Consider the following 18,743-nt stretch of genomic DNA (forward strand, 5'->3'; position numbering starts at 1 on the left):
AATGTTAACTTCACACATCCTCAAACAAAAATTACAGTCAATGGATAGCCAGGATTATGGAGCGTATCAGTCGTTATTAGGCGCTTATGACTTCGGCCTGTTTAAACTCTTTATTCAGCAAATACCCAAAGATCCTTATGCCCCGCCGCATACCGGCATTTATCGTATCCAAGTTCAACGCAACGATAACCGGATCATTACTTGCAACATAGGATCGAAAATACAAAAAATCGCACTCACCGATTTTTTGGCAAGGCGTTTTTTTGATTCCTGTCAGAAATTTTCCAAAGGTCATTGTGGAACGGGTTATGGCGGGATTATCACGATCAATCAACCGGGACAAGCGATCTTGGAAAGAAGCAGTGTTGTTGTCACGGATGAAGTCATCGAAGTGCGCTGTTTTCTGGGCATGCCCGCAGACGGCAGAAAAGTGGTTTCGAGCATTGCAGAAGAAATGTTCCTCACCGAACTTCCTCGAATCGTCGATGAGTCTTTGTTAAGTAAAAATATTGATCACAAGATACTTCAGAGACATATAGCGGCCGCAGAAGATGCGGAATATTTGCGCGATTCTCTCGATTCGCTAGGCTTGATCGCTTACATCGCAAATAATTCCATTCTACCTCGCGAAAGCGGTATTAGCGAGAAACCCACATCCGACAAAAATGCAGTTCCGTTTGTTAGCCCCGAAAGCTTAGTTAAGGAAATAGAACTTCCTCATGCCGGTTCTATAAAAGGAATGGCGATTCCTAAAGGGGTTACATTAATTACGGGTGGAGGCTATCATGGGAAATCAACATTGTTAAAAGCCTTGGAGACAGGAATCTATAATCACATTCCCGGAGACGGAAGAGAACTATGCGTAACGGCAATGCAGACCGCAAAGATACGGGCATACGATGGCAGGAGCGTTTCTAAAACCGACATCTCGCCTTTTATAAAGAATCTTCCGTTTCAAAAGGCTACGACATCATTTTCTACTCAAAATGCCAGCGGAAGCACATCGCAGGCGGCTAATATAATAGAAGCCCTTGAAGCCGGGACAGAGGTTTTGTTGATGGATGAAGATACGTGCGCGACCAATTTTATGATTCGCGACGTTAAAATGCAGAAATTAGTCAACAAAGCAGATGAACCGATCACGGCTTTCATTGACAAAGTAAAACAACTCTACTTAGGTCTATGCAAAAGAAGTGCATCGGTTACATTTTGGCAGACAAGATATTGACCTTACCGATTTAGAGCAACTTGTGGAGCTGTCTCAAACAAAGGCCTTGGGATATGCCCTTGTATATTCTAAAAAATATATGAATACAAAATATACTTTGCGGGAAGTTATTGATCGTGTTATAAAAGATATCGACGAACATGGCATAGATGTCATAAGCGACAAAATTTCCGGTCATTTTGCTTGGTTTAGAGGGCTTGAATTGGCATTAACTTTAAATCGTTTACGAGGTTTTGATGTTATTCAAAAGGAATCGAACGTGATGTGAAGAGAATAAAGGTGAAATAGAATTTTCTAATTCCCGCAGATAAAAGCCTCTGCGAAAGTCTGCGAAATTTGCGGGACATGATAATACGAAATACAAAACCAATGAATCCCATTCATCCGCATTCCGGTTCGTTTCTTATCGGACAGTTGAATCGTTTCGGCTCCGATCTCGATGCGAAACACGAGATAACATTCTGGTTATATTTTCCATCTGAAACATGCGCTCAAAAGGCAAGCCAAAAAGCCGTAGAAGCAGAATTGTCAGCAGACGTCACAGCCTCAATGGATGGCCAATGGCTGTGTTTAATCGCCTGTCCGCACGTGCCGGATGAAGCGTTGATTGATGGGGTAATGCAGTTTTGCATTAAGCTCGCATCGGACCTTGGAGGAGAATTCGACGGATGGGAAAGCCCTTTGTATATTTAGATAAAAATTGTAGTAAATAGGTAGCCGCAAGCTTCAGCTTGCGCAGGTTGAAGCCTGCGACTACCATTCTCTAGCATCTCTTATTCTCTAGTTTTTCTTCCATTCCGGCAGACGACCGGGTGTATGAGGAGCCCCGTATTTTTCAAGATCCGTTTCAACGCGCTTTACTTCTTCACCAATCGTTTTCAAAGAAACCAGAATCTCTCCAAACTGATCGGCCGCGACATCGTACAGATGGTAAAAGGTAGTTGTTGGCTCGGACGTCGTGCTCCACAAACTTCCGGTGACAGTCTCTACTTTTCCTCTCAACGATGTTGGCGCGGCACTTTCGTACGTGGCTCTCAGCTGATCTCCGTTCAATTTCCTGTTCAATACTTTTAGTTTTTCTTCAATTGATAAAACCGTTTGATACGTATCCTGAGGCAATTTTCCGGTTTCTGTTACCGCCTTTTTTAAATATGGAATCTTATCGACGAGCTCGCCGCGGTAGGCATCGGCTCCGGTAATTGCGCGAACCAATTCCGCGACTCTTCTATTGAATTCATCCAGTTTCTTATTGTCAGGTTCCGGCAGACTGGCCGCCTTCAGAGGCTTGCAATTAAAAGCCTGCGCGGGGACCAGCTCTGTCAGCTGGCCTTTGTCAAATTTTGCCAGTGACACTCTGTATTTTCCCGGAACAACCATGTATCCTTTATCGGGTTCGTTCCATGGAACGGTATTATCAAACGGCGTTAACGAAATTGGCGAAAATACATTATAACGAAAATCCCAAGCCAGCCTGTTCAGACCTTTGCTGATCGAGGTTTTTATTTTACGAACCGGGTTTCCCGCCTCATCCGTTATAGTAAATAATAAATACGGCTCCAGCTCATCGGCTTCTTTACGTAAGACGTTGTACGGCGGAAATTCTACTTCTTCCCCTTTTTTTTTGTTTTTCCTTTTCTAAGTCTCTTCTTTTTTGTTTCAAAGACTTGAAATCATCCTTAACATAATAAGTAAATACGGCGCCGATATCGGGATTCGGCGTTGAGAAAAAACCTCCGCCTTGGAATCCGACTCCGGGAAAGCCAAACGGAAGGGACGGGATAAACATCTGTGCATCTTTGATCGGAAATAGAACAGCGTCTTTTTGTAACGTTTCTTTAGACAGATTTCGTAAGGATGAATAATCGTCCAGAATATATATTCCTCTCCCGAAGGTGGAAACCACGAGGTCATTCTCTCTTCGTTGAATGGCCATATCCATTACTGCCATTGCCGGCATACCGTTATTGAAGGGGATCCATTCCTGGCCTCCCGTATTAGAAAAATATAACCCGAACAATGTGCCGGTAAACAAAAGTTTGGGGTCGACATGATCTTCGGCAATAGTGTAAGTTGATCCTCTTTTTGGCAGATTGGCGTTGATGGAACCCCATGTTTTCCCGCCGTCGGTCGTTTTCAATAAATATGGCTTGTAATCGCCTTCCGAAAAATTATGACACGCCGCATAGGCTACGGATTTATCATGGACAGATGCAATGATCTGATGTATCCTGGCATATTCAGGCAATCCAGGAATGGGCGCCGGTTTCGTCCATGTTTTTCCTCCGTCGGCGGTCACATAAATCAATCCGTCTCCGGATCCAACATATAAAATATTCTGATCTAAGGGAGATTCAGCAATAGCGGTGATCTGCGCCATCGATCCTTTTGATGCCAACTCATCAAAACTCCAACTTTTGCCCTGCATTCTTAATATTTTTTGCGGAACTCCGCGGGTCAGATCGGGACTGATAAGGCTCCATGTATTACCGCGATCATCTGTACGAAAAAGTCTATTGCCGCCAAAGTATAAACGCTTATTATCATGATGCGATATCAGCAGCGCCGCGTCCCAATCGAATCGATACGCAACATCCGCAGTATCAATAGGCTTAATATACAACTGCTCGCCTGTTTTTTTATCATACCGCACTAAACCGCCGTTTTGTGATTGCACATACAGTATATCCGGATCTTTCCAGTCTGCCTGCGTTTCAAATCCATCGCCGCCTAAGGTGAAAAGCCAATCCTGGTTGGTAATTCCTGCCGAACTGATCGTCCGGGACGGCCCCGCAAAACTGTTATTATCTTGTGTTCCGGCGTACACATTATAAAACGGCAACGCATTATCTGTTGATACTTTATATATTTCTGCAATTGGCAGATTATTTTTGAAGTCCCAAACTTTACCCTGATCCCAGGATTCGTATACTCCGCCGTCATTGCCTGATAGTAAATGTTTGTTGTTGGACGGATCGATCCACAGCGCGTGATTATCGACGTGTTTGAATTTTTCACCCAGATTGCTCCAGGTTGTTCCGCCGTCACGACTCACCTGATTGAATACGTCCATACTATAAACAAGGTTTTCGTCTTTGGGGTCGCAGAACAATTCCTGAAAATAGAAAGCGTACGTTGATACGTAACTACTGCGCTTGGTCCAGCTGGTGCCTCGATCCTGACTCCTGTATACGCCTCCTTTTTCTTTGGCCTGCACAATCGCATACAATACATCCGGGTTAGCCGGCGAAATTGCCATGCCAATTCTTCCTACATCTTCCGAAGGCAGGCCGTTCATAACCTTTTGCCATGTCGTCCCGCTGTCCGTACTTCGGTAAATTGCGCTTTCTGGGCCGCCTTGAACTGTTGAAAATAGTTTCTTGAACCGCTGATGTGCCACGGCATAGAGTATATTTGAAAATCTCGGATCCATATGCACTTGATAACAGCCGGTATATTCGCTGACATAAAGAACACGTGTCCATGTCTTTCCGCCGTCGGTTGTTTTATAAACCCCTCTCTCTCCGCCTTCATTTCTGAAAGGACCGTAAGCCGCAACATAAACGACATTTGAGTTTCCCGGATCAACCACGATTCCACCGATGTATTCAGATTGGCTCAGTCCCATATTCTTCCAGGTTTTCCCACCATCTTCGCTTCGGTAAACGCCGTCGCCGAAAATTACATTGGACTGATTATTGTTTTCGCCGGTTCCGACCCACACAACATTAGTATTAGAAGGATCAACCGTGACGCACCCGATCGAAAAAGATTTTTGTCCGTCAAACACAGGAGAGAATGTGATACCGTTGTTGGTCGTCTTCCATAAAGATCCGTGGCCGGATGCAACGAAATATTCAGCATGGTTATTCGGATTTACCGCAATATCAACCACACGGCCGCCCGTAAACGCGGGGCCGATACTTCTGAGTCTCAATCCGGAAAGCGAAATGTTTTTTAAAGAATCGGCCAAAGACGGAGCATTCGTTTTTTGAGCCATGATTGAAGTAGAGGCCAGTGCGAGCACACAATAGACCAGAATCAATTTCGTCAGTTTCATAATATTCCTTTCTATGGTAGGTGTTTTAATAACTATTTGAATCTTATTCCCTGAAATCGAATGATCTACAGGATGGATTGTGCGGAAAGATATACGCCGCCATAGCTTAAAGGTTGCAGAACTTTTTGCGATTGTCAAGATTGGAGTTTAAACAAAAAAACCATTAACCTCTACGTTCTTTGCGCGGAGACAAACAATCTTTTGGTCGTTTGAATAAGCCTGTTTGCGGATATGAGATCAAAGTGTAAAATTACGTTTTGTTTTAAAAAAAAGCTTGTATAACTTTTGATGAAGTGCTTTGGATAAGATCCGATAATTGAGGCCATAATTAATGGAGTTAGAAGAAGTTTACGAAAAGCTCGAGTCCCATTCCGAAAACAATTTTTGGCATGATGTCACTGGCGATTTCCTTAAAGTAAGAGATGAAAAAAAGGAAAATGGGTTTGAGGAAATTGCACAAATTGCCCAATGGGAAATTGAATTTTTCTCATTTCGGATTATCAAAAACGAACTCCACTCCATGTGGAAATCTGGTGACCATGAATTTCCAGCATTAAAAACCTTTACAGATCAGACCTACGACTACCTCGTCACCCGCCTAAACTCATCGAAAAACCCGCCTGTTAAAGCGCGATACGCTCATATCCTTTGGCTATCACCAAGACGAAATTTCGATTATGCAAAAACGGCAGTAGACTCTTATTTAGCATCAATTATTCTATTGGAAAAACTTGATCAGGCGGAACCAGATAAACATCACGGACTTCACTTAGTTGATACGCTTCTAAATGCCTTTCGCATTTCTATTTCGACCAAATATAAGGCCGATGTATTAAAGACAGAAGTGTTACGTTTGATCAATGAGTTTTATATTAATAGTTCTTCATCTTTCTATCTCCGGTTTGAATTGACTAATTTGATAATAGATCAGGCAAAGGTTTTCAAAGATAGCGATTTCCTAAATATCACTGGGGTATTGACATCCGTCGCCGATGTTGAACTTAAAAAAGATCATTGGCCTTCGGCAATCAAATTATTTGAACTGGCCGAACGCGTAGACCTTAAAATAAAGAAAGACTCAACGGGCTGGAAACGACGCATGGCTGAAGTTTATGAAAAGCAAATGGAAACCCGAAATGATGAAGATAGTGTTGCCTTGACGTTTTGCTCTCACGCTTTGGAGTTATACAAACAAATTAACGATAGAACAAAGGTTTCGGAATTAGAATTAAAATTCAATCAATTGAAACAATCATTCCAACTTGGTTCTGTTTCTCACGATATTGACATATCTGATGTAATGGAACATGCAAAATCGGAATCTAATCGGCTAAAGGCATTGAACAACGACGATGTGTTCAAGTACTTGATTTCAAACAAAAATTTACTCCCTCGATACGAAGACTTGGCGGACCAGGCTGAAAAGTCAAAGAATGAATTTCCATTACAATATCTAATGCCAAAGACGATTTATGATAAGTGGGGACATCCAATCCAGCATTTTGGCAACGATGAGGAACGAATGCAATTTGCCATTCTTCAGGGATTTGACTTGAGCCTTCAGGCGGCCCATCTTCATTTTTTGCATTACATAATGATTGATTTAATTCGACATAGAAAGATTTCATACGAATCTTTTTGTTCCTTTCTCGATAGAGATTCGTGGCTTACAAAAGAGATTACTAGGAAAACACGTAAGGGTAATTCCTATTCCTATCGTTGGTTAGATATTCTTTCGCCCGGAGTTCAAAGCTATTTTACAGAAATATACTTTTGGCTCTTGGATGATGATCGAAAACCGAATTTCGTGTTAGTTGTCGATTCGTTAGCTTTGAAGATCGAAGGACTACTTAGGGATATTTGTGAGTTTTCAGGAATCACAGCTTTTATTTCTCAAAATGATGGACAGGGAAGAATTACATATCGCCAAAAGGATATAAACACTCTTTTGCGAGAAGAGAAGCTTCTGGCGTTAATCGGTCAAAATGATAGTTTTTTCCTTCGGTTTTTGCTTGTTGAGCATGTCGGGTATAATTTACGAAATCAGGTGGCTCATGCTTTTTTCGGGCCTGATGAATATACAGTTACAGCAGCTCATCTTTTGATTATTGCGATTTTGAAGCTTTCAAGATTTCAAGTTATTGCAAAAGAACCGGCAGAAACTTAGTGTCATTATCAATTTCTGAGTTATAAAAAACGAAAAAAACCATTAACCTTTGCGTTCTTTGCGCGCTCTGCGGTTAATGGTTTTTGTATTGGGTAAAGACGAGCGACCTTTTGTCGAACACCTTTATAACAAAAAATCAAAGCTAGACTTTAGATTCAATTGGAATTATTCCTGCCAAATCTGACGAATAATGCCGGAATAACGATCATGTTTAGTGCCGTTGAACTCAGTAGCCCGCCAAGAATAACGACAGCCATCGGAGCCTGTATTTCGCTTCCCGGTTGATCGGCCGACAAAACCAGAGGAATCAAAGCTAGTGCTGCCGTGAGCGCCGTCATAAGAACAGGGGTTAATCGGTCAATGGAGCCCTGAAAGATGGCCTCACGAAATTCTTTTCCTTCACCTATGAGATGCTGGTAATGGGCAACCATAAGAATTCCGTTTCGGGTCGCAATTCCGAATAACGTGATAAAGCCGATCAACGAGGCCACGCTCACAATTCCGTCGGAGATAAAAACGGCGGCAATGCCGCCAATCAACGCCAGAGGAAGATTGACCATAACGATGAAGGCCGTCCGTAGGGACTTGAATTCGAAAAAAAGAATCAGGAAAACAATCAAAATAGCCGCCACGCTAAGGAAACCAATGGTTTTTGATGCTTCTTGCTCCGTCTCAAACTGGCCGCCATATTCAATATGATAACCTTCCGGAAGCTTTACGTTGTTTTCTATCCGAACTTTAATGTCGTTAACCACGCTCCGCAAATCGCGATCGGAAACATTGGCTTGTACAACAATCTTTCTTTGAACATTCTCACGGCTAATGGTATTGGGGCCTTTTTGCGAGGCGATAGTTGCAACTTCGCCAATCGAAACACGAATACCCATCGGCGTATCGATCATCATTTGTTTGATTTTTTCGATGCTTCCGCGATGGGCCTCATCATAACGCACTAAAAGATCAAACGTCTTTTGTTCTTCTACAATTTGTGAAACGACTTCCCCGTTAAACGCCACATCTATCGCTTCGGATAAATCGGCAACGGTCAATCCATAACGAGCCATCATGGTGCGATTAGCTTTAACGGTAATTTGAGGAACTTCGATTTGTTGTTCCAATGCCAAATCAGCGATACCTTCAATATCCTCCATTTGTTTCTTGACTTCCTGGCCGATAAAACGCAGGCGGTAAAGGTCCGGCCCAAAAACTTTAACGGCGATATTCGCGCGTGTGCCGGACAACATGTGATCAATTCTATGACCCAGAGGCTGACCAATGGTTATGTTAGTTCCGGGAACCACGCTGAGCTTTTGCCGCAAATCATTAAACATTTCTTCCTTAGACGTTCCGTTGAGTTCAAAACGTGCATCCAGTTCAGCCGCGTTGACCCCTTGGGCATGTTCGTCAAGTTCAGCGCGTCCCGTTCGTCTGGCCGTTGATTTAATGGATGGATGGCCGAGTAAAATAGTTTCAACCATCGAGCCGATTTTATTAGATTCTTCAAGCGATGTACCCGGCATGGTCACCACGTTGATAGTGAGCGAGCCTTCGTTGAATTCAGGTAAGAACGAACGGCCTAAAAACGGCACTATCGATAAGGCGGCCAAAAGCGTAATCATGGCTGACGCCAGAACCAGATTGGGCTTCGCAAGTACAACGGTTAAAGTTTTTTTATACCAACGTTTTAAATTCCTGACTACATAGCTGTCACTGGCATGCGTCATGAATTTCATTGTCGGCAGGATATACGCACAAAGCGCTGGCGTGAGCGTTAACGCAACGACTAAAGATGCGGAAACCGATGCGACATAAGCAATTCCCAGCGGCTGTAAGAGCCTGCCCTCGACGCCGCCGAGGAAAAACAATGGCAAGAAAACAACTACAATAATCAGAGTAGCATTGACGATAGATGAACGTATTTCTTTTGATGCAGAGAATATTATTTCCATCGCAGGTTTGCGGGCCGACTCGGGGAGTTGATTATTCTCTTTAAGCCTTCGAAATACATTTTCCACATCGATGATCGCGTCATCCACAATGGCTCCAACGGCGATAACCATTCCTCCAAGAGTCATCGTGTTGATCGTAATATCAAAAAGTTTCATCACGAAAACGGCGGAGATTAAGGAAAGCGGCATTGCGGTCAGCGAGATGAACGTCGTTCTGAAATTTCCAAGAAACAAAAATAACACCATGATTACCAATAACGCCCCATCCCTAAGAGCCACCGCGACATTATCAATGGCAACCTGGATGAAATCAGCCTGGCGAAAAATATGTTTGTTGATGGTCATGCCTTCAGGAAGGGAACCCTGGATATTGACCAATTCGGATTCGATCCGCTCAGTTAAAGACAAGGTATTTGCGGCCGGTTGTTTTTGAATGGAGATAATCACAGCCGGCATCGCGTTGACCGAAGCGTCCCCGATCTTCGTTGCTGCGCCGATTTTGACTTCAGCAACATCGCGAACTAGAATAGGCGAACCATTTCTTACCGCAATGGCTGACTGTTCGACGTCCGCTGGCGAATAGACACGCCCAAGGCCACGAATCAGGTATTCCTGGCCTTTTTCCATAAAAACGCCGCCGGAAGAATTTTGATTGGATGTCTCAACCGCTTTCAGAACTTGTTGTAATGTAACCTCGTAGGCAATGAGCTTTTCAGGATCGACAAGCACTTGGTATTGTTTTGTTCCGCCTCCAATTGGGACTACTTGTGAAACTCCCGGAATAGCTAAAAGTCGTTTCCGTATAGTCCAGTCTGCAGCGGAGCGGACATCAAGCTCGGAATGACGGTCACTTGAAAGGCTAATGAGCATGATTTCGCCCATAATCGACGATATAGGCGCGAGTACGGGTGGAGAAACACCTTTAGGCAATTGGCCGGAAATCAATTGTAATTTTTCGTTGATGATTTGCCGCGCAATGAAAATGTCCGTGCCCCACTCAAACTCAACCCAAACGATTGAGATGCCCATGGCAGTCGATGAACGAACGCGGCGGACATTAGTCGCTCCATTGACGGAAGTCTCGATGGGGAAGGTCACTAAAGTCTCGACTTCTTCCGGCGCCATGCCGTGCGCTTCGGTTAAGATGGTTACCGTTGGCGCGGTGAGATCAGGAAAAACATCAACCGGTATACGGAAGAGAACGTACGTCCCGCCGATCAAAATGCCTATCGCGCTCAATACCACCAGTAATTTGTTTTTTAGAGACGCCTGTATGATTTTATCAAGCATAATTATTCTTTATTTAGGTTAATGAGTTTAATGTTCATGGCCGTGAGCGGGCAACTGGCTTGAAACGGATGCCAAACGTACTTGGTATGCCCCAACCGTTACGACACGTTCACCTTCGTGAAGACCGCTAAGAATTCCCACCCTTTTTCCGTCGCGCTCACCAAGTTCAACCATACGTTTTACAAACGACTCGCCTTCGGCATGAACATACAGTGCATAATGGCCTTCTTCTTCGATCAAAGCAGTTTCCGGCACAGAAAGGACCGTATCGGCTCTTCCGGTTTTGACATGGACGGTGGCAAACATGCCGATGCGAAATTGATCGTTCGGATTTGATATTTCGAAAATCAAGGGAACCGTCCGGCTTTTCTCATCTACGACCGAGCCGATACTGATCAGCTTTCCGTTATTCTGATGGACTTCAAAACGCGAATTAAACCCTGGAATCACAAATTCTGCATTAACAACCCTGCCAATCTTGCCGATTTCCGTGACAGGGACCGCTGTTTTTAGCCAGACCCTATTCGTATTGACAATCCGAAATAAAGGCTCACCGGCATTAAATTGTTTCCCAATTTTAAAGTTCACTTCGGCGATTCGCCCTTCAATGGGTGAAGTTAAGGTAAAGTTGTAGTTTTTCTGGTTTCCTGTATCAAATCGCACGAAGCGTGAAATTCCATTCAAACGGCCTTCCGCTTTTTTGTATTTCGCCTCAGCTTCTTCAAATTCTTTTAGCGAAGCAAGCTTTTGATCGAAAAGTTTTTTTACCCGCTCGAAGTCTTGCCTCGTGACGTAAAGTTCATTCTCTGCGTTTGCATATTGTTCCGCAAACGGTTCGCCGCCATCCGGTTGCTGAACGGCCGGTGCCATTGTTGCAAGCGATTGTCCTTTGCTGACATATGATCCTGGCGCTGGAACGGATAGATTGTCTTCCGGCAAAATCAATCCGGCAAATGGCGCAGATACAATAATATCGCCGTTAAGCCGGGGAATAATTTCTCCTGCACCCGGTACGGAACCGGTGATTACTCCTTTTTGAACAGGCTCTGTGCGAAAATCGATCTTCCATTGCTGTTCTTTGAGAAATGAAATAGTTTGTTCATTGGATTTTTCTTCGGAGGATTCAGGAATATCTTTTTCAGATTCATAAACGGCAATGGTATTCACACGAACCGTATCTTTATTTGGCTCGCCGAGAATCAATGCAAGAGAATACGTGCCGCTTTTTTCAAACTTTACAGTAGGCCTGTAAATACCGGGCGATGTCGGTTTCGACTCCGTTGTTTGAAAGGTTGTGCCATTGGATTCGAATATCAATGTGATACTTCCTTCGCTAACGGCTTTGAAACTCTCGAGTGTTGTGAGATGAACGGCAAAACGCGCTTCACGTCCGACGATTAAAGCCGGATGTTCCATAAAGAGCTCCGTTTTGCTTGTCCAAATTGTGACGGATCCGCCGCCTGTGACTTGATGTACGATCTCTTTTTGCTGGGTTGAGCAACCCCATATTAGAGAATAGACTATAGCCATAAGGCAAAATTGTCTCATAAAAGAACTTTCGTGATGTCTTGAATTGGGAAAAGAGTTTTGTCTCAAAAGACACTACTAAAATCTTTTGAGAAGGAAGAGGCTAGCTAATGGGTGGAGAGCGGCCAAAATTACTTAAGTCAAATGGAGATATGAATTTTGGCGGGGATTCAAAAACCAAACTAAAATCATCCGGAAAAGGATCATCGCTTTGAAAACGCTCAATTTCAGTAACCTGAAAATTCTGATTATTTAGAGGAGCTTGAGTTTTTCGCTGAGTAGCTTCATTCTTGACTATAACAACAGCATGATCGGTTTCATGTGACTCAAAACCCGCATCATGATTCGTGATAAAAAAATCTTCGTGAGCATGGAACACAAGATCTTGATCGTGGTGGTCTAAATCCATGTGGAAATGAGAGCCGGCCGCTGTAACAAGTGTGAACAGGTAGCTCGCCGCAAGAAAGTATCGGCTAATAGTTTTGAAATTCTTCATACCAGCAACATACAGTTTTAAAAATCTTCCGTCAAGTTTTCTTTATCCACATAAAGTTTTACACGCGTCATGGAAGCTCACGTCATAAAAACGAAAAAGCCCTTCTAAACAAAAAACCATTAACCTCTGCGTTCTTTGCGCGCTTTGCGGTTAATGGTTTTTCAATGGGTGGAGACGACGGGAATTGAACCCGTGTCCGAGAGTAAGCTACTAAAGATGTCTACATGCGTAGGCCTGTTTTGGTTTTAACTGATCCATAAAAAACGGCCAAAAAACGAATCAGCGAGCTCGATACTCCGCTTTTGGCGGAGTATTCGCCTTTGTCCTCCGAGCATTGGACATCGGCTAGTTTGTCTGAAATGACATTTTAACAAACCCCAACAAACGGGAGTAAGTTAAAACGGACTGCAGGAAATTAATCCTTAAGCAGCCAATGCGTATGCATTGTTGTTGTTTATCTTTTTTCCGCTTATTTAACGCGCACACAGAAAAAGCGCGGCACGCAACCCTTAGCGACCTAGACCCGTCGAAGCCAGTTCGTCCCCAATATTTTCAATGAACAATTTACAGTGATCAGTTAGCAGTTAGTTGTCTAAATATACAACATGACAGAATAAAATTTATTCCAATTCAAAAAAGCCTTTTTGGTCAATGTAAACTGTTAACTGACCACTGTTTTGTGCGACCAGAAGGAATCGAACCTTCAACCTAATGATTAAGAGTCATTTGCTCTGCCAATTGAGCTATGGTCGCGGAAAAAATGAATACTGATTAATAATTTAAAAATATCCGAGTTCCTAGTACTCATTATTCATTGATCATTGACGAACGGGGCAAATCTATATAAAAAGACTTTCCTTTGCAAGATTTTTCTACGTCTAATCAAGTTCTTGATTCGCTCTGTGAAAGCACGTTATGCAAAAGGATCTTAAACTCCTCGATGTCGTATGGTTTCACTATAAATCCGGAAAAGCCGTGTTTACGGAAATTGGAAATGACCGGATCATTGGAATAGCCGCTCGCAACAATCACTTTAGCCTGCGGATCGTACTCGAGTAACTTTTTGATCGCATCCTTGCCTCCCATACCGCCCGGTATTGTCAGATCCATAATCACCGCATCAAATCCTTTTCCCGCATCTTTAGCTTCTTTATACATCTTAATTGCCTCAATCCCGTCGCCGGCTGCAGCCGATTCGTATCCTATTTTTTTCAATATGCGTGAGGTAATATCACGAATATCTTCTTCGTCATCCATAATCAATATTCGGCCCGATCCCTGCCCGATCGACATTTTGTATTCTTCCGGTTTGGAGATCTGGTGTCCGGATGCGGGTAAATAAATGAAAAAAGTTGTCCCTGAACCCAGTTGGGATTCGACCGTAATATGTCCGTCATGCTTTTTTATTATAGAATAACAGGTTGCAAGCCCAAGCCCGCTGCCTTTCTGTTTGGTAGTAAAGTACGGATCAAATATTTTAGCGAGATGTTCAGGCGGAATTCCCATACCCATATCTTTAAAAATGATCTTGACATAATTCCCGCTTCGCGGAGTTAATGAAAGTTCGTCCACGTGAATATTCTCAGCGAATATTCTAATAAAACCGCCGTCCGGCATGGCCTGTATGGAGTTTATTACCAAATTATGAATAACTTGGCCGATTTGCCCTTGATCAATTTCTGCATGCCACAGATCGTCCGCTATCTGGTATTCACATAATACATTGGAACCGCGAATCATGAAGTCTGCGGATTCACGTATTAATTCACCTACCGCAGCGGCTTTTCGTATAGGCGTTCCTCCGCGGGAAAACGTGAGTAATTGCTGCGTGAGTTCTTTGGCGCGATAAGAGGCCTTTTCAGATCTATTTAGGATATCTGTCAATCGTTCTTTATTATTCGATTCTACGTCCATTTTTGCGAGAGCAATATTTCCCAAGATGGCCGTTAAGATATTATTGAAATCGTGCGCGATGCCGCCCGCCAAAAGCCCTACGGATTCAAGCTTTATGGATTTTATTCTTTCTTCTTCCATTTTGCGTTTCTCTGTCACATCACGAAAAACGATGACCGTTCCGATAACTTCACCGTCTTTGTTTTTGATCGGCGCGCCGCTGTCCGTGATCAATCTTTCAGATCCGTCCCTGGCGATTAAAATAGTATCGTTGAGTAACTCAAAAAACCCGTCCGAATTAATAATTTTTGATATGGGATTGGTGAATTTCTCACGGGTTTTGTAGTTCGCGATATTCAAAACCTGATCGATCGGTTGATTCAGAACTTCTTCCTGGGTCCAGCCTGTCAGTGATTCAGCTACTTTATTCATCAAGATAATATGTCCGTTCACATCTGTGGTAATCACTCCATCACCGATCGACCGCAATGTGACCATGAGCAACTCTTTTTCTTCGGCAATAGCCGCTTCGGCTTTCTTACGTTCAGTGATGTCATAGTAAACGCCCTGAATAGCGGGGTGGTTTTTCCAGGTAATCTCCGCAACTGAAACTTCTACATCGCGTTTCAGCCCGCTCTTTGTTATAACGCTCAACTCGTAATGATTTTCAACTTTTTCTCCAAGTTTTCTTTTTCTTCTTCGTTCCCATATCATATCATGATTTTCAGGCGTTATCAAATTCATATAATCAAACCCCGGCGCCATGACCTCGGCTCGATTATACTCAAACAATTTTTCCCAAGCTTCATTGACCAGTATCAATTTATCAAATTGAATGATATACACGGGATTAGAAGATTGTTCAATTAGTGCCCGGTACTGTTGTTCACTTTCCCGTAACGCTTCTTCCGCTCTTTTTCTATCGGAAATATCATAAGTAATAAATTGCAAAGCAGGCTGATCATTATATGTAATCTTTGATATGACGGAGGTATACCAGTGAACATTGCCCCATTTGTCGATGAACCGGTTTTCAATCGTATCGGAATAGGCCTCTGAGCCCACAATAAATCGCCTAACGAAACTTGCAACGCGCTTCTGGTCGTCCGGATGAATGAACGGGTTTTCTTCCTGCAAAAATTGAAAATCATTGAGCGAATAACCCGTCTGCCTTTCCAAAGACGGATTCGCATATAACATACGCATCGAATAATCCATAATGAAAATGGTGTCGTGAAAGGACTCGACAAACGTACGGTATCGGAGTTCACTTTGAATTAAATTCTCGTACAATTGCGCGTTTTCGATAACGGTGGAGGCGGTACCGGCAAAAACGTTGAGTAAGCGCAAGTCATCATCCGTGAATGCATCGGTTTTGACGGAGGTTTCTAGAGCAATCGTCCCTACAATACGCTTCTTCGTAATGAGCGGAGTGACTATGGCGCTTTTGAGTTCAGTGATTTCCTCTATGTCCCCTTCATATTTATGTTCATTTACATCGGAAACCAAAATACCTCTTCTCTCCCGAATAGCAAAACCGCTGTATCCCATAGTAACCGATATCCGCAGAACTTTAATTCTCGGATCGGCATAACCCATAAGTGCTCCACAATACAATTCCTGGCTTTTTTCATCAAGCAACATGATTGAACCTTTTTCAACTGCGGGAATTGCCGTCTTCAAAGTTTGAAGCATATTTTCTAAAAGCGGTTTGACCTCTATCGTATGGCCGAGTAATTGACTAACCTTAGCAAGAGCTTCAAGTTCACGCACATATTGAATATTTTTTCTTTCGACTCTGGAACGTTCTGAAGATTCCAGTGCAAGTGAAATAGTATCCGCTACCGACGTTGCAAACTCCTGATCTTCAATACTCCATTCTCTGGTTTTGCCGACTTGTTCATGACAAATCACTCCATAAGCTTTTCCGTGAAAGCGGATCGGAATATCCATCATGGAACGAATATCTAACGGTGCGAAATAATCACGCGCCAGTTCTCGTGTTGCCGGATTGGTATGGATGTCCGTCGCTATAACAATACGATTGCTGCTTAAAGCTTCAAAATAGGAGGGGTAATCTCTGACATTTAATCTTTCTTCTGCCACATACTGATCTTTGCTATTAACATACAGATAATTAGTGATGATCGACGATCCGTCTTCGCTGAAAAACCATACGCCGACGCGTTCAACTTCAAGCGTTTTAGCGTTGACCTGAGTAATTTTTTTTAATACCAAATCCAGATCGCTATGATCGATTTTGGATAATTCCAGTAAAACTTCCTGATACCGGATTGTCTTTTCTGCACGCAACCGCTCCGTCATTAAACTTTTTTCACGCTCGGTCATGTCACGGAAAATACCCTGAACAATTCTTTCTCCTCCCAGTTCCGATATGCTCGAGCTTATTTCCACAGGAATTTTTCTTCCGTCAACATGCTGAACATGAAAGAAGTCGGTGTGTCCTTCCGGTTTTTGAGCTAAATTTTGAAAAGTATCTGTTGTTTTTTCTGCATCTTCAGGCGGATGTAACTCCGACTGGTGCATCCCAATGATCTTTTCAGCCGGTAAACCGATTAATTCCTCCGCTTTTTTATTAGCATTGATCACGATGCCCGTTTTCGCATTTGCTACAAAAATGGCGTCGTTAGCCGTCTCAATTAACTTGCGATAGGCCTCTTCCGACTGCCGGAGCGCTGTTTCGCGTTCTTGACGTTTTATTATCTCCTTTTTGAGCTTTGTATTTGTTTTTGTTAATTCAGCGGTGCGCTCTTCAATGCGTATCTCCAGTTCATCCAACGTTTTCCTCAATTCGTCTTCCGCTGTTTTCCTGCTGAAAAAACCCGGGATCTCATACTTCGTTATCTTTTTGGAAAGCTTGGGTTGCGCCTGGAGATAGTCTTTGATGTATCCTCCTACTCTTGACGGATGCCCCATAATGAACCGGCAGTGATCATCGCCTTTGGCTTTACATAATATTTCCGTTGCAACCAGCTTGATGCCGAAACTTTCTTCGCACCATCCGGAAGAATATCCGGAATTCATTACGCATACCGGGAAATCAACTTTCTTCTTTGCTTTGATCCAAGAATCCGATTCGAATGAATACGGATGGTCGTAAATAAGATAATAATTTTCATCCGGCGTCGGGCGGCTTTCCGGAAAAATATCTACGAAGGCCCAACCGGAATGAGAAAAATGAATCGGCCCGGCGGATAGCTTTTCGATAGGATCTTTCAGCTTCATTTTTTTATGAAATGAACGGGCATCCGCAACGCCGATCGCATGCGCTATATCAAAAAGCAGGCTGCGCGCTACTGCCAACGCTTCTTCTTCGCTTTTGTCCCTATAGGTATTCTTGATCATCTCAAAAAACTCAACGGACATGGAGGCGGCGCGAACAAAGATGTAGCGCTGGCCGAAAATTTCAATCGTGCCTTTACTCGCGTTCTCCTTACGTTCTTTAAAATACGTGCTTACAAATTTTTGCGCGCGCGTAAATAACGGTTCAAACTCTTTTGGAACTTTTACTGTTTTTAACATAAAACAACTTGACGCAAAATTTAGAACTGAACAGTTATACCGTTGGTTATTGAGAGATCGTACTTTTTAATATCCGGCGGCGGCTCGTGGTCAAAACGTAAACTTACCGCTGTCAGAAAGTTTAATGACTCGGTAAACGAAAAAGATAGTGAATTTTCATTAATAACCCTGTAATCGGAACTACGCTGTAATGCCATCTGAATATAAGCGGTCGAGGAAAACGACAGACGTGTATCCGGCTTCCATGTAAAAGACAAATAGTTCGTTGAACGAACTAACGTCTTTGTGTCCGGAGGCTCTGTTGTCACTTCACGTTCATGCATCAGGCCTGACCCTACTCCTAAAAATAGTTTTTGCGGACGGCCCAGAGAGGTGTCGATATTGCGAACTTCGTATCGCAAGCCTGCCCCTAAAACGCGGCGATCTTTTAATAATATAAGTTTATTAAATTCCCTCTGAAAAAACGCTTCCGCAATCCAAGACGCACTTAGATCGCGCGTGACTCTTGCGTGTAAAAAACCTTTATCAGAAAATAAGTCGCCTCCGCTTTTCCCGCGCTCATAATTCAATATAAGAAATGAATAATAATTGGT

Annotated in this window: 7 protein-coding genes, 1 tRNA gene, 1 other RNA gene and 2 pseudogenes; 3 read left to right on the forward strand and 8 right to left on the reverse strand. The window is 43.1% G+C overall.

Translation table 11 applies throughout. From position 1 onward, the window contains the following. The first annotated feature begins 1 nt into the window (after position 1). Together F9K33_04250 and F9K33_04255 are read left to right on the forward strand one after the other, a co-directional pair. Positions 2 to 1,496, forward strand: a pseudogene (locus F9K33_04250) (ABC-ATPase domain-containing protein). A 77-nt stretch (positions 1,497 to 1,573) separates the two neighbouring features. Next, positions 1,574 to 1,921 carry a ribonuclease E inhibitor RraB gene (locus tag F9K33_04255; GenBank protein KAB2880771.1) on the forward strand — a complete coding sequence of 116 codons (348 nt, stop codon included), beginning with the start codon at positions 1,574 to 1,576 and terminating at the stop codon, positions 1,919 to 1,921. 87 nt (positions 1,922 to 2,008) lie between these two features. Here the strand turns inward: F9K33_04255 and F9K33_04260 are convergent. Then, a pseudogene (locus F9K33_04260) lies at positions 2,009 to 5,285 on the reverse strand (glycosyl hydrolase). 331 nt (positions 5,286 to 5,616) lie between these two features. Here F9K33_04260 and F9K33_04265 point away from each other — a divergent pair. After that, positions 5,617 to 7,452, forward strand: a complete 1,836-nt coding sequence (locus F9K33_04265; GenBank protein KAB2880772.1) for a DUF4209 domain-containing protein — start codon at positions 5,617 to 5,619, stop codon at positions 7,450 to 7,452. A gap of 155 nt (positions 7,453 to 7,607) precedes the next feature. On the opposite strand, the gene F9K33_04270 is transcribed toward F9K33_04265, so the two are convergent. From F9K33_04270 to F9K33_04300, 7 genes are all read right to left on the reverse strand, one after another. After that, positions 7,608 to 10,691 carry an efflux RND transporter permease subunit gene (locus tag F9K33_04270; protein KAB2880773.1) on the reverse strand — a complete coding sequence of 1,028 codons (3,084 nt, stop codon included), beginning with the start codon at positions 10,689 to 10,691 and terminating at the stop codon, positions 7,608 to 7,610. A gap of 27 nt (positions 10,692 to 10,718) precedes the next feature. Further along, positions 10,719 to 12,239, reverse strand: a complete 1,521-nt coding sequence (locus F9K33_04275; GenBank protein KAB2880774.1) for an efflux RND transporter periplasmic adaptor subunit — start codon at positions 12,237 to 12,239, stop codon at positions 10,719 to 10,721. 82 nt (positions 12,240 to 12,321) lie between these two features. Then, positions 12,322 to 12,714 (reverse strand): hypothetical protein, encoded by a 393-nt coding sequence (locus F9K33_04280; protein KAB2880775.1) that lies wholly within the window; start codon positions 12,712 to 12,714, stop codon positions 12,322 to 12,324. Between the two features lie 166 nt (positions 12,715 to 12,880). Next, positions 12,881 to 13,259, reverse strand: a transfer-messenger RNA (tmRNA) gene (gene ssrA, locus F9K33_04285). A 135-nt stretch (positions 13,260 to 13,394) separates the two neighbouring features. Further along, positions 13,395 to 13,467: transfer RNA gene (locus F9K33_04290), tRNA-Lys, on the reverse strand. A gap of 129 nt (positions 13,468 to 13,596) precedes the next feature. Continuing rightward, the gene (locus F9K33_04295; protein KAB2880776.1) at positions 13,597 to 18,150 is read right to left on the reverse strand and encodes a PAS domain S-box protein; all 4,554 of its coding nucleotides are present in this window, start codon (positions 18,148 to 18,150) and stop codon (positions 13,597 to 13,599) included. Between the two features lie 20 nt (positions 18,151 to 18,170). Then, a partial coding sequence (locus F9K33_04300; GenBank protein KAB2880777.1) for a DUF481 domain-containing protein occupies positions 18,171 to 18,743 on the reverse strand: 573 nt, incomplete at its 5' end.

It is taken from the genome of bacterium, from assembly GCA_008933615.1.
Lineage (GTDB): Bacteria > CLD3 > CLD3 > SB21 > SB21 > SB21.

Excerpts from the sequence above, each read along its gene's own strand:
- F9K33_04280 (KAB2880775.1), bottom strand. The coding sequence starts at position 12,714 with ATGAAGAATTTCAAAACTATTAGCCGATACTTTCTTGCGGCGAGCTAC.
- F9K33_04275 (KAB2880774.1), bottom strand. The coding sequence starts at position 12,239 with ATGAGACAATTTTGCCTTATGGCTATAGTCTATTCTCTAATATGGGGT.
- F9K33_04270 (KAB2880773.1), bottom strand. The coding sequence starts at position 10,691 with ATGCTTGATAAAATCATACAGGCGTCTCTAAAAAACAAATTACTGGTG.
- F9K33_04255 (KAB2880771.1), top strand. The coding sequence starts at position 1,574 with ATGATAATACGAAATACAAAACCAATGAATCCCATTCATCCGCATTCC.
- F9K33_04265 (KAB2880772.1), top strand. The coding sequence starts at position 5,617 with ATGGAGTTAGAAGAAGTTTACGAAAAGCTCGAGTCCCATTCCGAAAAC.
- F9K33_04295 (KAB2880776.1), bottom strand. The coding sequence starts at position 18,150 with ATGTTAAAAACAGTAAAAGTTCCAAAAGAGTTTGAACCGTTATTTACG.